The sequence below is a fragment of the Rhodococcus sp. As11 genome, from assembly GCF_048957735.1.
In the GTDB taxonomy this organism is placed as follows: Bacteria; Actinomycetota; Actinomycetes; order Mycobacteriales; family Mycobacteriaceae; genus Rhodococcus; species Rhodococcus gordoniae.
Genome location: NZ_JARDJE010000002.1, coordinates 115,357 through 130,998, shown reverse-complemented (window position 1 = coordinate 130,998; position 15,642 = coordinate 115,357). Strand labels below are relative to the sequence as shown.

Annotated in this window: 13 protein-coding genes; 8 read left to right on the top strand and 5 right to left on the bottom strand. The window is 69.6% G+C overall.

Annotation, left to right across the window (positions count from 1 at the left end; all coding sequences use genetic code 11):
- Positions 1-34: 34 nt before the first annotated feature.
- The 3 genes from ptsP (at position 35) to PV766_RS02995 (ending at position 4,289) form a co-directional block, all read left to right on the top strand.
- A complete protein-coding gene (gene ptsP / locus PV766_RS03005) occupies positions 35-1,702 on the top strand; it encodes a phosphoenolpyruvate--protein phosphotransferase (RefSeq protein ID WP_421096364.1) in 1,668 nt (555 codons plus the stop codon).
- Between the two features lie 39 nt (positions 1,703-1,741).
- Complete coding sequence (locus PV766_RS03000) at positions 1,742-3,034, top strand: uracil-xanthine permease family protein (RefSeq protein WP_421096363.1); 1,293 nt, start codon at positions 1,742-1,744, stop codon at positions 3,032-3,034.
- A gap of 112 nt (positions 3,035-3,146) precedes the next feature.
- Positions 3,147-4,289, top strand: coding sequence for an acyl-CoA dehydrogenase family protein (locus PV766_RS02995; protein ID WP_016934338.1), 1,143 nt, complete (start codon positions 3,147-3,149; stop codon positions 4,287-4,289).
- 162 nt (positions 4,290-4,451) lie between these two features.
- Here the strand turns inward: PV766_RS02995 and lexA are convergent, their stop codons facing one another.
- The gene (lexA, locus tag PV766_RS02990; protein ID WP_064064514.1) at positions 4,452-5,162 is read right to left on the bottom strand and encodes a transcriptional repressor LexA; all 711 of its coding nucleotides are present in this window, start codon (positions 5,160-5,162) and stop codon (positions 4,452-4,454) included.
- Between the two features lie 518 nt (positions 5,163-5,680).
- On the opposite strand from lexA, the gene PV766_RS02985 reads away from it, so the two are divergent.
- Both PV766_RS02985 and nrdR read left to right on the top strand, forming a co-directional pair.
- Entirely contained in the window at positions 5,681-5,950 is a 270-nt protein-coding gene (locus PV766_RS02985; protein WP_064064513.1) for a hypothetical protein, read from the top strand.
- A gap of 193 nt (positions 5,951-6,143) precedes the next feature.
- Positions 6,144-6,614 (top strand): transcriptional regulator NrdR, encoded by a 471-nt coding sequence (gene nrdR / locus PV766_RS02980; protein ID WP_026003332.1) that lies wholly within the window; start codon positions 6,144-6,146, stop codon positions 6,612-6,614.
- A gap of 52 nt (positions 6,615-6,666) precedes the next feature.
- Here the strand turns inward: nrdR and hrpA are convergent, their stop codons facing one another.
- Complete coding sequence (gene hrpA / locus PV766_RS02975; RefSeq protein ID WP_421096362.1) at positions 6,667-10,560, bottom strand: ATP-dependent RNA helicase HrpA; 3,894 nt, start codon at positions 10,558-10,560, stop codon at positions 6,667-6,669.
- 59 nt (positions 10,561-10,619) lie between these two features.
- Entirely contained in the window at positions 10,620-11,570 is a 951-nt protein-coding gene (locus PV766_RS02970) for a TIGR03621 family F420-dependent LLM class oxidoreductase (RefSeq protein WP_421096361.1), read from the bottom strand.
- A gap of 124 nt (positions 11,571-11,694) precedes the next feature.
- On the opposite strand from PV766_RS02970, the gene PV766_RS02965 reads away from it, so the two are divergent.
- On the top strand, positions 11,695-12,885 hold the full coding sequence (locus PV766_RS02965; RefSeq protein ID WP_421096483.1) for an aspartate aminotransferase family protein: 1,191 nt from the start codon (positions 11,695-11,697) through the stop codon (positions 12,883-12,885).
- Here the strand turns inward: PV766_RS02965 and PV766_RS02960 are convergent.
- Positions 12,827-13,111, bottom strand: coding sequence for a hypothetical protein (locus tag PV766_RS02960; RefSeq protein WP_016935532.1), 285 nt, complete (start codon positions 13,109-13,111; stop codon positions 12,827-12,829). The two genes, PV766_RS02965 and PV766_RS02960, sit on opposite strands and share 59 nt — an antisense overlap.
- Before the next feature lie 42 nt (positions 13,112-13,153).
- On the opposite strand from PV766_RS02960, the gene PV766_RS02955 reads away from it, so the two are divergent.
- Both PV766_RS02955 and PV766_RS02950 read left to right on the top strand, forming a co-directional pair.
- Positions 13,154-13,870, top strand: a complete 717-nt coding sequence (locus PV766_RS02955; RefSeq protein ID WP_064065185.1) for a hypothetical protein — start codon at positions 13,154-13,156, stop codon at positions 13,868-13,870.
- 52 nt (positions 13,871-13,922) lie between these two features.
- Positions 13,923-14,852 (top strand): hydrogen peroxide-inducible genes activator, encoded by a 930-nt coding sequence (locus PV766_RS02950; RefSeq protein ID WP_129976644.1) that lies wholly within the window; start codon positions 13,923-13,925, stop codon positions 14,850-14,852.
- A 21-nt stretch (positions 14,853-14,873) separates the two neighbouring features.
- On the opposite strand, the gene PV766_RS02945 is transcribed toward PV766_RS02950, so the two are convergent.
- Positions 14,874-15,641: a LysR substrate-binding domain-containing protein gene (locus PV766_RS02945; RefSeq protein ID WP_064065187.1), complete on the bottom strand. Its 768-nt coding sequence runs from the start codon at positions 15,639-15,641 to the stop codon at positions 14,874-14,876.
- Position 15,642: the final 1 nt, after the last annotated feature.

The window sequence follows — 15,642 nt, the reverse complement described above, 5'->3', positions numbered from 1 at the left end:
GGTCACAACGAACCACCGCGGTGAGGAGATCTCCATGGAGCAGTCGGTGTCCGCCCTGCACGGCACCCCGGTCGTCCCCGGTATCGGATACGGACCGGTCGTCCGGCCCGTTGCGCGTCCCGTCGTCCCGGCTCAGGGCGCATCCGTCCCCGACACGGCGCGCGAAGCCGAGGTGGGCAGATTCGAGGAGGCGGCGAGGGTGGTGGCCGAGCGACTGCGGGCCCGCGCCTCCCGCGCCTCGGGTGCCGCCGCGGAAGTGCTCCAGGCCACCGCGGTACTCGTCGAGGATCGCGCCTGGCGCGGAGCGGCCGCGACGAAGATCCGTTCCGGCGCCGACGCGGTCGGCGCCACCGTCGGTGCCACGGAGCAGTTCGCAGCACTGTTCGAGAAGATGGGGGGTCTGCAGGCGGAGCGGGTCACCGACCTGCTCGACATCCGTGACCGCGTGATCGCCGAGTTGCAGGGCGCTCCCGAACCCGGGCTCGAGATGCCGGACGAACCGTCCGTGCTCCTGGCCACCGACCTCGCACCCGCCGACACCGCCGGTCTGGACCCGTCCGCGATCGTCGCGCTCGCCACGTCGCTCGGAGGACCCACGAGCCACACCGCGATCATCGCGCGTCAGCTGGGCATCCCGTGCGTCGTCGCGGTGGCCGGCCTCGACGACGTCCCGGTGGGGACGACGGTGCTGGTCGACGGCGCGACGGGCCGGATCGTGCTCTCACCGGACGGCGCCGAGGCCGCTGCCGAGGTCGAACGAGACCGCATCGAACGCGAACGTGTGGCGGGCTGGTCCGGTCCCGGAGCCACCGCGGACGGGCACCCGGTGGAGATCCTCGCCAACGTGCAGGACGGATCAGGCGCCCGGGCGGCGCGGCGCACGCCGGCGCAGGGCATCGGACTGTTCCGCACCGAACTGTGCTTCCTCGACCGCGACGCGGAGCCGACCGTGGTGGAGCAGTCCGACATCTACGCGGAGGTGTTCGAGGCGTTCGAAGGACGGAAGGTCGTCCTGCGCACACTCGATGCCGGATCCGACAAGCCTCTCCGCTTCGCCAACCACCCCGACGAGCACAATCCCGCGCTCGGGGTCCGCGGTATCCGCATCACCACGTCGGCGCCGGGTGTGCTCGACCGGCAGCTCGACGCGGTGGCCGAGGCGGCCTCGCGCACCGGTGCCCGGCCCTGGGTGATGGCGCCGATGGTGGCGACCGTGTCGGAGGCCGCCGATTTCGCTGCGCGGGTGCGCGAACGCGGGCTCTCACCCGGGGTCATGATCGAGGTGCCGTCCGCGGCCCTGCTCGCGGATCGGCTGCTCGAACATCTGGACTTCCTGTCGATCGGTACCAACGACCTCGCGCAGTACACGATGGCGGCCGACCGGATGTCGCCGCAGTTGGCCGCCCTCACCGATCCGTGGCAACCCGCGGTACTCGCATTGGTGGCACGCGCGGCACAGGCAGGCACCGCCGCCGGCAAACCGGTGGGGGTGTGCGGCGAGGCGGCGGCCGACCCGCTCCTCGCGTGTGTCCTGGCCGGGATGGGCGTCACCTCGCTGTCGTGCGCGGCGTCGGCGGTGACGGGCGTCGGCGCCCGGCTCTCCTCGGTCCCGATGGATCGCTGTCGCGAGGCCGCAGAGGTGGTCCTCGCGACCGACGATCCCGTCGCGGCACGGGCCGCCGCCGCGAAACTGCTGGACTGAGCGGCACGACCGGGACGACCGGTTCTACGATGTCCTGTCGTGACCGAACGAGCGAAGACGACCGGACGCACCACCACGGGCCGAGGGTGGGCACTGCACGGCGACGGGCGTCGCATCAACCCCGGTGCGGTCGTCGCACCACACGAGCGACTGTCCTGGCCGCGCACCGTGGGCATCGGGATGCAGCACGTCATCGCGATGTTCGGCGCCACACTGCTCGTGCCGACGATCACGGGTTTCCCCGTCACGACGACGCTGCTGTTCTCCGGGATCGGTACGGCACTGTTCCTGATCATCACGCGCGGACGGGTGCCCAGCTATCTCGGTTCGTCGTTCGCGTTCATCGCGCCTCTGAGCGCCTCGGCCGGTTCCGGCCCGGCCGCGCAGCTCGGCGGGATCGTCGCCGTCGGCATCGTTCTCGTGCTGATCGGTCTCGTCGTCAAGGCAGCAGGTTCGCGCATCATCGACGCGGTCATGCCGCCGGTGGTGACCGGGGCGATCGTCGCCCTGATCGGGCTGAACCTCGCACCGACCGCCACCGGATCGTTCGAGGCGCAACCGCTCGTCGCCACCATCACGCTCGTGGTCACGCTGCTCGTGACCGTGGTGGGACCGGGCATGCTGGGACGGCTCGGCATCCTCGTGGGTGTGATCGTCGGATGGATCTTCGCGGCGTTCACCGGAGCGATCGCCTCCGAGCGCATCGACGCCATGCGCGACGCGGCGTGGTTCGGATTGCCCGATCTGCGCGGCCCCACCTTCGAGCTGTCGGTCGTCCTCCTGGCGCTTCCCGTCGTCGTCGTGCTGGTCGCGGAGAACGTCGGGCACGTCAAGGCCGTCGCGGCGATGACCGGGCGGAACCTCGACGACATGGCCGGCAACGCGCTCATCGCCGACGGTCTCGCGACCACCCTGGCCGGCGTGGGGGGAGGTTCGGGAACGACGACCTACGCAGAGAACATCGGCGTCATGGCCGCGACGCGCGTGTATTCGACCGCGGCGTACGCCGTCGCGGCGGTCACCGCTGTCGTCCTCGCCTTCTCACCGAAGTTCGGTGCATTGGTCTTCACCGTGCCCGACGGTGTCCTCGGTGGCGCGACCCTCGTGCTCTACGGCCTGATCGGCATCCTCGGTGTGCGCATCTGGATCGACGCGAAGGTCGACTTCACCGACCCTGTCAACCTCACCGTCGCGGCCGCCGCGCTCGTCGCCGGCATCGGCGATCTGACGCTGGCGATCGGATCGGTCGAACTCGGGGGCATCGCGTGGGGTTCGATCGGCATCCTGGTCGCGTATCCCCTCCTGCGCAGACTCGCGGATCTGCGGCACTGATCCCGGCCTGGGGGTAGTCCGGGTCACAAAATCCGCTCGGTTGTGTCAGCGTCACGGCGCGATCGTCTGCATACCGTGAGTATGTCGAACGACCTCTCACACAGGAGCGCAGATGGAACGCACCCTTTTCGAGCCCGAGCACGACCTCTTCCGGGAGTCGTACCGGAAGTTCCTCGAACAGGAGGTGGCCCCCTTCCACGAGCAGTGGGAGAAGGACAAGATCGTCGACCGTGAGGTGTGGAAGAAGGCCGGCGCGCAAGGCTTCCTCGGCATGGCGGTGCCGGAGGAGTACGGCGGCGGCGGAATGGACGACTTCCGCTACAACGCCATCATGGCCGAGGAGACCACCAAGCTCGGCTTCAGCGGGCTGGGCTTCATGCTGCACAACGATGTCGTCGCGCCCTACCTGCTCGAGCTCGCGACCGAGGAGCAGAAGAAGCGCTGGCTGCCCGGTTTCTGTTCCGGCGAACTCATCACGGCTATCGCGATGACGGAGCCGGGCACCGGCAGCGACCTGCAGGGCATCAAGACTCGCGCGGTGCGCGACGGCGACGACTGGGTCCTCAACGGCGCCAAGACGTTCATCACCAACGGCATCCACTCCGACCTGGTGATCGTGGTGGCCTGCACCGACCCCGAGAAGGGTGCCCAAGGCTTCTCGCTGCTCGTCGTCGAGCGCGGCATGCCGGGTTTCGAGCGAGGACGCAACCTCGACAAGATCGGTCTGGCCGCACAGGACACGGCGGAACTCAGCTTCGACGATGTGCGTGTTCCGGCGGCCAACCTGCTCGGGCAGGAGGGCATGGGCTTCATCTACCTGATGCAGAACCTGCCGCAGGAGCGCCTCGCGATCGCGGTCGTCGCCGCCGCAGCCATGGAACGCGTGCTCGACGACACGATCCAGTACTGCCGCGACCGCAAGGCGTTCGGCAAGCCGATCGGCAAGTTCCAGAACACCCGCTTCGAGCTCGCCGAGCTCGCCACCGAGACCCAGCTGGCCCGGGTGTTCGTGGACCGGTGCATCGAGCTGCTCAACGAGAAGAAGCTCACCGTCCCGGAGGCGGCCATGGCCAAATACTGGACCACCGACAAGCAGGTCGAGCTGATCGACCGCTGCCTGCAGCTGCACGGCGGCTACGGCTACATGCGTGAGTACCCCGTGGCGAAGGCGTACCTCGACGCCCGCGTGCAGAAGATCTACGGCGGCACGAACGAGATCATGAAGGAAGTCATCGGGCGCGGTCTCGACATCTGATGCATGTGCGAGAAGACCGGGGGGGGGGGGGGCGGGGGGGCGGGCGCCCGCCCCCGGGGGGGGGGGGGGGGGCGGGGGGGGGGGGGCGTGGGGCCCCCGGGGGGGGGGCCCCCCCCCCGCCGCCCCCACCCCGGTCTCGTTCGTCTCCGGTGAGCCCGGAGATCAGATCTTGCGGACGACCGTGACGACCTTGCCGAGAATGACGGCGTCGTTGCCCGGGATCGGTTCGAACATCGGGTTGTGGGGCATGAGCCACACGTCGCCGTCGACCCGCTTGAACGTTTTGACCGTGGCCTCGCCGTCGAGCATCGCAGCGACGATGTCGCCGTTGTCGGCGACGTTCTGCTGACGGACGACCACCCAGTCGCCGTCGCAGATCGCGGCGTCGATCATCGACCGGCCGACGACCTTGAGCAGGAACAGCGAACCTTGGCCGACGAGTTCGCGCGGCAGCGGGAAGACGTCCTCGACTGCTTCCTCGGCCAGGATCGGGCCACCGGCTGCGATTCGGCCCACGACGGGAACCATTGCCGCAGAGGGAATCTCGTCGGTCGAGGAGGTGGCGACCACCTCGGGGGACGACTCGGGAAGGTGGGGTGGCTCGAGGCCGCGTACGTCGACGGCCCGGGGGCGGTTCGGATCCCGGCGCAGGAAGCCCTTCCGTTCGAGCGTGCGCAGCTGGTGCGCGACGGACGACGTCGAGTTGAGTCCGACGGCGTCGCCGATCTCGCGGATGCTCGGCGGGTACCCCCGCTCGCTGACGGAGTCGCGAATGACCTCGAGGACGCGCCGTTGGCGCTCGGTGAGTCCTGTGGTGGGATCGCCGGCCGTGGGTCCGCCCCGGCGGGCCGTGGATGTTCCGTCCGCCTTCATCGTGACCTCCGTGCGGCGAGTGTCGGATGGGTTGCAAGTTGCCTTTCGAATCTATCGACATCTCGCGCGTATATCAAACAGATGTTCGAGATTCACCCCCTCGAGGAGCTGACGGCGGGGCGGGGCTCGTGGTAGAACATTCGAACAGACTTTCGTTCGAACACATGATCGAGTGCTCGACGGGGTCGGCAGACCACGCACAGCGACACGGAGGATTTCCGATGAGCAGAGCGGTTCGGATCGACACGGCGGTACGACGGGGGCCGACAGTTCGGGCGGGCACAACAGTTCGGACGCGCACAACAGTTCGGACGCGCACGGAGGAGCGGACCGTCTCGGGCCCGGGTGGGGGAGACCCGCACCGCATCCGGCCGATCGCGACATCCCCGGTGCACCGCGCTCGTGTCCCGTCGCGGACGAGGGTGCGCGTCGTCACGTCCTCTCGTGAGCCCCTCCACCGCCGGTCGGAGATCACGCCGCGCAGCCGTCGGCCGGCGGAACAGACGAGTCGGCGGCAGATGGCGGCGACGCTGCTGCTCACCGCGCTGGCCACCACGTTGCTCCTCGTACTCGCCCACGTCCGTACCGGCGAAGTGATCTCGCAGAGTGCCGGCACCACGGTCACGGTCGTGGGCGAGGGCGAGATCCTGGAGGCGTCGGCCGCCCGGCCGGCGCCGGATGCCCCGGTCGGCGTCACCCTGGCGAGGATCGCCGAATCGGATTCACTCGACGGTACTACCGCGCCGGCCGGAAGCCGTCTCCTCGGGCCGGATTCCGGCCGGGAATGACGGCGCCGTGGCCCGCCCCGACCCGCGACCCGCGCCCGAACCGGACAGGCGGGTATTGTCCAACACTGTCAGTCACACCACTCCGTGTGGTTGCGGCGGTGTCGGCCCACTCGCGAGTGGAGACGGTTCCGGTCGGGAAGTATTGCTTCGGCGCCGACGTCGCGACCCGCACGGGCACGACGAAGGAACCGACATGTACTGCCCGTATTGCCGCCATCCCGACTCTCGGGTGGTCGATTCGCGCGAGGCAGACGAGGGTGCCGCGATCCGTCGTCGACGGGCGTGCCCCGAATGCGGGCGCCGTTTCACCACGGTCGAGACGGCCGTGCTGTCCGTCGTCAAGCGCAGCGGCGTGACCGAGCCGTTCAGCCGCGAGAAGGTCGTGCGCGGGGTGGCGCGCGCCTGCCAGGGACGCGACGTCGACAACGACGCACTGAACAAGCTGGCACAGCAGGTCGAGGATGCGGTGCGCGCCAAAGGCTCCCCCGAGATCCCCAGCCACGAGGTGGGATTGGCGATCCTCGGACCCCTGCGCGATCTCGACGAGGTCGCCTATCTGCGCTTCGCGTCGGTCTACCGTTCTTTCAGTTCGGCAGAGGATTTCGAACGTGAGATCCACGAACTGCGCGAACACCAGAAGTCCCGCTCCGCCCCGGCCGACTGACCACCCGGCCGACTGTTCCGGACAGATCCGGTCACGATGGCCGATCCGGGCGCTACCGGATGGTGTCGATCGCCTTGACCACACGCTTTTCCGACACCGGGATCCGGGTCCCGAGGTTCTGGGCGAACAGGCTCACGCGCAACTCCTCGATCATCCAGTAGATCTCGACGACTTCGGGTGCGGTGCGTCGCTCCTCCGGCAGGCGTGCAAGCAGCTTGTCGTAGGCTCCGTAGACGCGATCGAGCACATCCATTCCGGCAGCGTCCCGATTCGCACTCGCCGGCAACGACTCCAGGCGCTGAGCGGCTGCGGTGAGATAGCGCGGTAGATCGACGATCCGCCGTGAGCCCAGGTCGGTGACGAAGCCGGGGAACAGCAGCGACTGCAACTGTTCGCGTACGTCGTCGGCAGCCTCGCTGTTCGACCGATCGAGAAGCACACCCACCTCGTGGGCGCGCGACAGGACGGGCACAACCGCTTTCAGCAGGCGAGCGACTCGCCCCGGCAGGTGGGAGCGCACCGTGACCGCGAGCGTCTCGAACTCCTCGGGGGTGCGCACGGGTGCGCCGTGCGCGGCGATGAGTTCGTCCACCGCGCAGGCGCGGCAGTCCTCGATCAGCGCCTCGAACGACCCGTCCGGGTTCCGCCCGAGCGCGAGCCGCTCCATGTTGGTCAGCCCCGAGGTCACGGCCTTCGCCTTCGTCGGTGCCGACGAGAGCAGCAGGGCGCGCAGCCCCTGACGTGTCGCGTTCTGCTGGGCCTGCGGTGTGCTGAGTACGCGTACCGCGACGCCGTCCTTCTCCGCGACCAGGGCGGGATAGCCGGTGACCTTCCGGCCGCCGACCTCGCGGGTGACGGTCTCCGGCAGGTTCCCGAGGGTCTCGGCCGTCCACGCCGCCGCCGCGGGACGTTCGGTGCTCGCAGCAGCGCGCGAGACCTCCGCTTCGACCCGCGGAGCCAACTTCTTCCGCAGGGCCGCCAGGCTCTTGCTGCGGCCGAGCACGGTGCCGCGCTCGTCGACCGCGGCGAAGGTCATCCGCAGATGGTCGGGCAGCGCACCGGGATCGAAGTCCGAGGGCTCGATCGTGCACCGGCCGAGCCGGGACAGCTCGCGGGCCATCGCGTTGACGAGCGGTTCGGAGCGCGGCGTCACCGACGCGAGTGCGGCCGCCGCGAAATCGGGAGCCGGGACGACCTGTCTCCGAAGGTGTTTCGGCAGGGTCTTGATGAGGGCCGTCACCAGCTCGGTCCGCATCCCGGGTACGAGCCAGTCGAAACCGACGGATTTGAGGTTCGCGAGCAGCGCGACGGGGACACGGGCGGTGACACCGTCCTCCTCGGTGCCCGGCTCGAACTGATAGGTGAGGGGGAACTGGATCTCGCCCTGGCGCCAGGCATCCGGGTAATCGCCCTCGAGCACCGAGGCGGCGTCCTGGTTCACCACCGTGTCCGGGGTGAAGGTCAGCAGGTCGGGTTGCTGCTTGCGGGTCTTCTTCCACCAGGTGTCGAAGTGCCGGGCCGAGATCGCTTCCGGGCCGACCCGCTGGTCGTAGAAGTCGAACAGGGTCTCGTCGTCGACGACGATGTCGCGCCGCCGTGCCCGGTGTTCGAGTTCTTCGACGTCCTCGAGCAGAGCGCGATTGTCGTGGAAGAACCTGTGCTGCGTGCGCCACTCGCCCTGGACGAGGGCGTGCCGGATGAACAGTTCGCGCGAGACCTCCGGATCGATCCGTCCGTAGGGCACGGGACGCTGGGCGATCAAGGGGATGCCGTAGAGCGTGACACGTTCGTAGGCCATCGCCGATTCGCGGCGCGTCGACCAGTGAGGTTCCGAGTAGGTGCGCTTGACCAAGTGCGGGGCGAGCTTCTCGACCCACTCGGGTTCGATGCGCGCGGCCGTCCGGGCCCACAGACGTGAGGTCTCCACGAGTTCGGCCGCCATGACCCAGCGCGGTGGTTTCTTGAACAGCGACGACCCGGGGAAGACCGCGAACCGTGCGCCGCGGGCGCCGAGGAAGTCGCGCTTGTCGCCCTCGCGAAGACCGATGTGCGACAGCAGACCTGCGAGCATCGACTTGTGGACGTCGTCGGGGTTCACGTCGCGGTGGTGCGTCTGCCAGCCCATGTCGACGGTGATCTGACGCAGCTGCCCCTGCAGGTCCTGCCACTCGCGGATCCGCAGCCAGTGCAGGAATTCGTCGCGGCACAGTCTGCGGAACCGGCTCGACGACAGTTCTCTGCGCTGTTCCTTCAGGTAGTCCCACAGGCGGAGGTAGGCCAGGAAGTCCGAGCCCTCGACCGCGAACCGGGCGTGCTTCTCGTCGGCGGCCTGCTGGAATTCCGTGGGCCGCTCGCGCACGTCCTGGATCGACAGCGCCGCGACGATGATGAGCACCTCGCGCAGGCATCCGTTGCGGTGGCCCTCGACGATCATGCGGGCCATGCGCGGATCGACGGGCAGCCGGGCGATCTCGCGACCCGTCGCGGTCAGGCTCGGCGCCTCGCCCTTCTTCGCGGGTTCGAGCGCGCCCAGTTCCTCGAGCAGAGCGATACCGTCGCGGATCGCCCGGGGATCCGGCGCCTCCACGAACGGGAAGGCTTCGATGTCGCCGAGTCCGAGCGCGGTCATCTGCAGCACGACCGATGCGAGGTTGGTGCGCAGGATCTCCGGTTCGGTGAACTCCGGTCGCCCCTCGAAGTCGTCCTCCGAGTACAGACGGATGCAGATGCCGTCGGCCACACGACCGCAGCGTCCGGCGCGCTGACGCGCCGAGGCCTGCGAGATCGGCTCGATCGGCAGTCGCTGCACCTTCGTCCGCACCGAGTACCGCGAGATACGGGCGGTGCCGGGGTCGACGACGTAGCGGATGCCCGGGACGGTCAGGGACGTCTCGGCGACGTTGGTGGACAACACGACCCGGCGGCCCGCGTGCGGCGTGAAGACCCGGTGCTGTTCGGCCGCCGACAGGCGTCCGTAGAGCGGCAGGATCTCGGTGTTGCGGAGTGTGCGGTCGCGCAGGGCGTCGGCGGTGTCGCGGATCTCGCGCTCGCCGGAGAGGAAGACCAGGATGTCGCCGTCGCCCTCACGCTGGAGTTCCTCGACGGCCTCGCACACCGCGTCGACGGGATCGCGGTCGACGAGTGTCTCACCCACCTCGACGGTCAGTGGGCGATAGCGCACCTCGACGGGGTAGGTGCGCCCGGAGACTTCGACGATGGGGGCGGGCGTGCCGTTCGAGCCGGCGAAGTGCTGCGCGAAACGTTCGGGGTCGATCGTCGCCGAGGTGATGATCACCTTCAGGTCGGGGCGACGCGGAAGCAGCTGTGCGAGGTAGCCGAGCAGAAAATCGATGTTGAGGCTGCGCTCGTGCGCCTCGTCGATGATGAGGGTGTCGTACTGCCGCAACAGCCGGTCGCGCTGGATCTCGGCGAGCAGGATGCCGTCGGTCATGAGCTTGACGAGTGTCGAGTCGGTGACCTGATCGTTGAACCGGACGGTGTAGCCGACGGTGTCGCCGAGTTCGGTGTCGAGTTCCTCGGCAAGTCGCTCGGCGACCGCGCGCGCGGCGATCCGGCGTGGCTGGGTATGGCCGATCAGACCGCGCACACCGCGCCCGAGTTCGAGGCAGATCTTCGGGATCTGTGTCGTCTTACCCGATCCGGTCTCGCCGGCGACCACGACGACCTGGTGGTCGCGGATCGCGGCGGCGATGTCGTCCTTGCGCTGCGAGACGGGCAGGTCCTCGGGGTAACGGATCAGCGGGACCGAAGCCGCGCGGGAGGCGAGCCGGGTACGGGCGTTGTCGATCTCGGCGGCGATCTTGGTCAACGCCTCGCCGTCCCGGGCCCGGTCGAGCCGGCGACGAAGCCGGTTCTCGTCGCGGAGGGAGACCTCGGACAGGGCGGCGCGCAGTTCGCGACGATTCGGGGCGGGAGAGATGGACATGCTGATCACACAGCCTAGCGAAACGACCCGCTCGGGGCCGGTCCGGGAGGTCCCGGCCCTCAGCCCGAGAGGGCACGCACCCGGCCGAGCACCGGGGCGAAGATCTCCCGGTACGGCGCGTGGACCGTGAAATGGGTGAACCCGAAGCGTTCCCGGCTGCGCAGGATCTGCTCGGCCATCTCGTCGACCGAGCCGAACAGCACGAACGGCGAGTCGAGAAGGTCGTCGGCCTCGACGGTCCCCTCCCACTGTTCGGCGAGGGCAACGGCGGTGCCCGTCCGGTCGTCCGTCTCCACGACCGCCTGGAGCAGGGTGTGCCATTCGATTTCGCCGGCCCGGCCTCCTGCCCGTCCTCGCGCGAACGCGACACGGTCGTCCGCTTCCGCCGCGGTGCCGATCCGGAACGTTCCCGGTGGCCGCCCCGGTAGCTGGACGGCGCCCGCGACACTCACGATGTCGGCGTGGGCCGCGGCGATCCGGAGGACCCGGTCCCCGGTGCCCCCGATGATCAGGGGCGGGCCGTGCCCGCCGAATCCGCGACGCTGCACCGGCCGGAGCACCGGGAGACCGAACGCCTCGCGCAGCGCGGCCTGCTCGGCGAAACCGGGTTCGGCGAACGATCGCTGCAGCTCCAGCACGGTGGTCTCGAGGCGGTCGGCGCGTTCGTCGAACCGTTCCCAGTCGATCCCGGTGGCCTCGAATTCCCATTTCATGTGTCCCGCACCCAGGCCGACCTCGAGCCGGCCGCCGGTGAGCGCATCGGTGGTCGCGATCTCGCGGGCGAGCAGTGCCGGATTCCAGAACCCGGCGTTGAGCACCAGCGTCCCGACCCGCAGACGTTCGGTGGCCGCGGCGGCGGCGACCAGGACGGGGAACGGGGCAGGGACACCGAGATGGTCGGCCGCGTACACCGCGTCGTAGCCGGCGTCCTCGACGGCGCGGCACCGGCGAGCGAACACAGGGGGCGACCCGATCTCGAAGATGTTGACGGAGAAGCGGAACTCGGTCACGCCATCAGCGTGACGGGTGCGGGTCCCGGGCGCCAGGGTTGTTTCCTCCGCATACGATGACCTGTGTCGTGATCGTCGTAGAGGGGAGTGGGTCGTGGGTGCGTTGTGGCACGGATTCGCCGATATGGGCGCGATCGAACGGGACGGCGCATTCGTCGTCACGCGCGGGGAAGGTGCGTACATCTGGGACGACGCCGGAACCCGCTATCTCGATGCCACCGCCGGACTGTGGTTCACCAACGTCGGTCACGGCCGCACCGAAATCGGAGACGCGATCGCCGCACAGGTCGCCGAGCTCGCCCACTACTCGAATTTCGGCGATCTGACGTCCGAGCCCGCCGTCGAACTCGCCGAGCGGCTCGCGGCGATCGCCCCGGTCCCGGGCAGCAAGATCTTCACCTCCGGTGGATCCGACTCGGTCGACTCGGCGGCCAAACTCGCGCGCCGGTACTGGCAGGAGGTCGGCAAGCCCGGCAAGCGGCTGCTGGTCTCGCGCGAGAAGGCGTACCACGGCATGCACGTCGGTGGCACCTCGCTCGCCGGCATCCCGGTCAACGGCGAGGGCTACGGGCGCCTGTGGGAGGACACAGCGCAGGTCGCGTGGGACGACGCCAAGGCGCTGCTCGAGCTCGTCGATTCGGTCGGCGCCGATTCGATCGCGGCCTTCTTCTGCGAACCCGTCATCGGTGCGGGCGGGGTGTACCTGCCGCCGGACGGTTATCTCGCCGAGGTCCGCGACATCTGCCGCGACCACGACATCCTGTTCGTCGTCGACGAAGTGGTCACCGGCTTCGGGCGGATCGGCGGTTCGTGGTTCGCGTCGTCGCGATTCGACCTGAGTCCCGACATGATCACCACCGCCAAGGGGCTCACCTCCGGCTATCTGCCGATGGGAGCGTTGTTCGTCGCTCCGCGGGTCGCCGAACCGTTCTTCGCCGGCGGCGTGTGGTGGCGCCACGGGTACACCTACGGCGGACACGCCGCTGCCGCGGCTGCCGCCCTCGCCAATCTCGACATCATCGAGCGCGAGGATCTGCTCGCCGAAGCGGCGCGGATCGAGCGGACACTGCACGAGAAGCTCGCACCGCTGGCGGAGCATCCGCGGGTGGCCGAGGTGCGCAGCGGTGTCGGTGCGGTGGCGGCCGTGCAGCTCGCCGACCCGGCCGAGGCGCTCGGCTTCGTCACGACGCTGCGCCGGCACGGGATCTCGGGACGCGCCGCCGGTCAGGGCGCGATGCAGATCTCGCCGTCGTTCGTCATGACCGACGGGCAGATCGCCGATCTCGCCGACGGAATCGCCGCAGCACTCGGCTGACCCGGTCCTTCGGCCCGAGGGGAACCTCGGCGAGGGGGAGTTCGGCGCTGCCGTCGCGGGCGGCGAGCGATCGCGCGTAGCGCTCGTGCAGCACCGAGCGCACCTCGTCGGGGCTGTAGTTCCGCCGCTGTCGCTCGTTGCGGGCGGCGACGGCGCCCGTCGCCGCCACACCCACCAGTCCGGCGAGTCCGACGAGCTTCCACCACTTGCCACCGCGCAGCGCCATGCGGACGACCCTAGCGGCCGCCGGGCATGGCAGGCTGGCGGCATGGACACTTCGTCGGCAGCCCGGCCCGCCGGTGCGCGTTCGCGTCTCACGCTCGACGAGGCCGTGGCGGCGACCCGCACGGGCGACCTGTGGATCTTCCGTGGCGCCACACCGGCGGACCGCGCGATCCAGACGCTGACCAATGCGCCCGTGAACCATGTGGGGATGACGGTCGCGCTCGACGATCTGCCGCCGTTGATGTGGCATGCCGAACTCGGGCGCAGCCTCCCGGACATGTGGACGGGGCGGCATCAGCGGGGCGTGCAGTTGCACGACCTCCGCAGCGCGGTGCAGGTATGGGGTGCGCGTTACGGCCAGCGCGGCTGGTTGCGGCAGATCTCGGTGGCCGTCACGCCGGATCAGGAGGACCAGTTGCTGCGCACCGTCGCGCGGCTCGACGGCACACCGTTCCCGTCGACGACGAAACTCACCGGGCGCTGGTTCTCCGGCCGGCTCCCGCGTCGACGCAGGGCATCCGTCCCGTCGGGCGGGCTCGAGAGCGCGTACTGCGCCGAGGTGGTCGGGTTGACGCTGGAGGAGATGGGTCTGCTGCAGCAACGGCATCGGGGGAGCAACTGGTACGACCCCGGCCGGTTCTGGAGCGGGGATCGGCTGCCGCTCGCTCCGGGTGTGGAGTTCGGTGGCGAGATCGAGGTCGTGCTCGGCGAGGCCGACCTGGCGGCGGGCAGGGCTGCGGGCGCCACGTCGACGCAGTGAGTTCCGACAGTTGCAAAAGGTAAACACGATAGGTCGCTCTACACTGATAGGCGTGACCGATCAGAGTTACCAGCCCACCCTGTCGCAGCTGCGTGCCTTCGTGGCGGTGGCCACCTACCGGCACTTCGGCACGGCCGCGGCGCGACTCGAGGTCAGCCAACCCACCCTCTCCCAAGGTCTGGCAGCTCTCGAGAACGGCCTCGGCGTCCAGCTCATCGAGCGCAGCACCCGCCGTGTGCTCGTGACGCCGGCGGGGGCACGTCTGCTTCCCTACGCCGAGATGGTGCTCGACGCCGCCGACGGCTTCGTCGACGCGGCGGCGGGAGTGTCCGACGGGCTCTCGGGTCCGCTGCGCGTGGGATTGATCCCCACCGTCGCGCCGTACGTGCTGCCCGAGATCCTGCCTGCACTCGACGCAGCGATGCCGACCCTGTCGTTGCAGGTCGTCGAGGACCAGACCGCGCGGCTCCTCGACGCATTGCGCGCCGGAACCCTCGACGTGGCCGTCCTCGCCCTGCCCGCCGACGTCTCGGGGGTGATCGAAGTTCCGCTCTACGACGAAGATTTCGTCCTCGTCCTGCCGACCGGACACGAACTCGCCGGACGCACCGACCTGTCCGTCTCCGCACTCGACGACGCGCAACTGTTGCTGCTCGACGAAGGCCACTGCCTGCGCGACCAGACACTCGACCTGTGCCGGTCCGTCGACGCGCGACCTGCGCTCGGTGACACCCGTGCGACCTCCCTGTCCACCGTAGTGCGCTGCGTCGCAGGACGATTGGGCATCACCCTCGTTCCGGCCTCCGCAGTTGCCGTCGAAACCGCCCGGGGAGATCTCGAGGTCGCGCACTTCGCCGACCCGGCACCCGGACGGCGGATCGGTCTCGTGTTCCGCTCGTCGTCACCGCGCGGAGTGGACTACCGCATCCTCGCCGAGACCATCCGCGGGTGCGTCCCGTCGGTCTGCCGCCCCGTCCCCTGACAGGCCGCGATCGGCGTGCCGCTAACGGCGCCCACGCCGGGGTTTCCCGGGGCGCTTCCGCGCGGACGCTCCCGCCCGGCGGGACGTCGTGGGCTCCGGTGCGCGCCGCTTCGGGGTCGAGCCCGTGCGTTCGCCGCGACGTGAGGTGCCGCCGGACCCGGACTCCGTCTCGGAATCGCTGCGGCGGCCCCGGGAACTGTTGGCCGTGCGTCCCCGGACGATCCCCACGAACTCGTCGACGAGGTCGGTCGTCCGGTCGGTGATCCAGACGAGTCCCACCTGCGATGCCGGTGCGTCGACGACCGGGCGATAGGTGAGGTCGCGCCGGTGGTGCAGGCGGGCGAGCGACTGGGGTGTCACCAGCACACCCACCTCGGAGGCGACATGGGAGATCGCGTCCTCGGTCGTCGCGGGCCGCTCGAAGGCCTCCTCGCCGGGCAGCGCCGCCCAGTCCAGGACGTCGTCGAGCGGATGCAGCACCGTCTCCTCGGCGAGGTCGGCCACCGACACCTCGTCGACCGCCGCGAACACGTGCTCCTTGGGGACCACCACGACGGAAACCTCGGTGTAGAGCGGGATGACCGACAGGCCGTCCCGCTGCAGCGGCAGGCGCAGCAACGCAATGTCGGCGACGTCCTCGCGCAGCGGATCCGCGCCGGCCGTCGGCTCGACGGGGACCAGCTCGATCGGTACGTCCGGCATCCGCTCGCTCCACACCCGCACCCACTTCGCGGGGGTGACACCCGGGACGTAGGCCAAGCGGAAGGGTTCCACGGTCGGTTCGCTCACC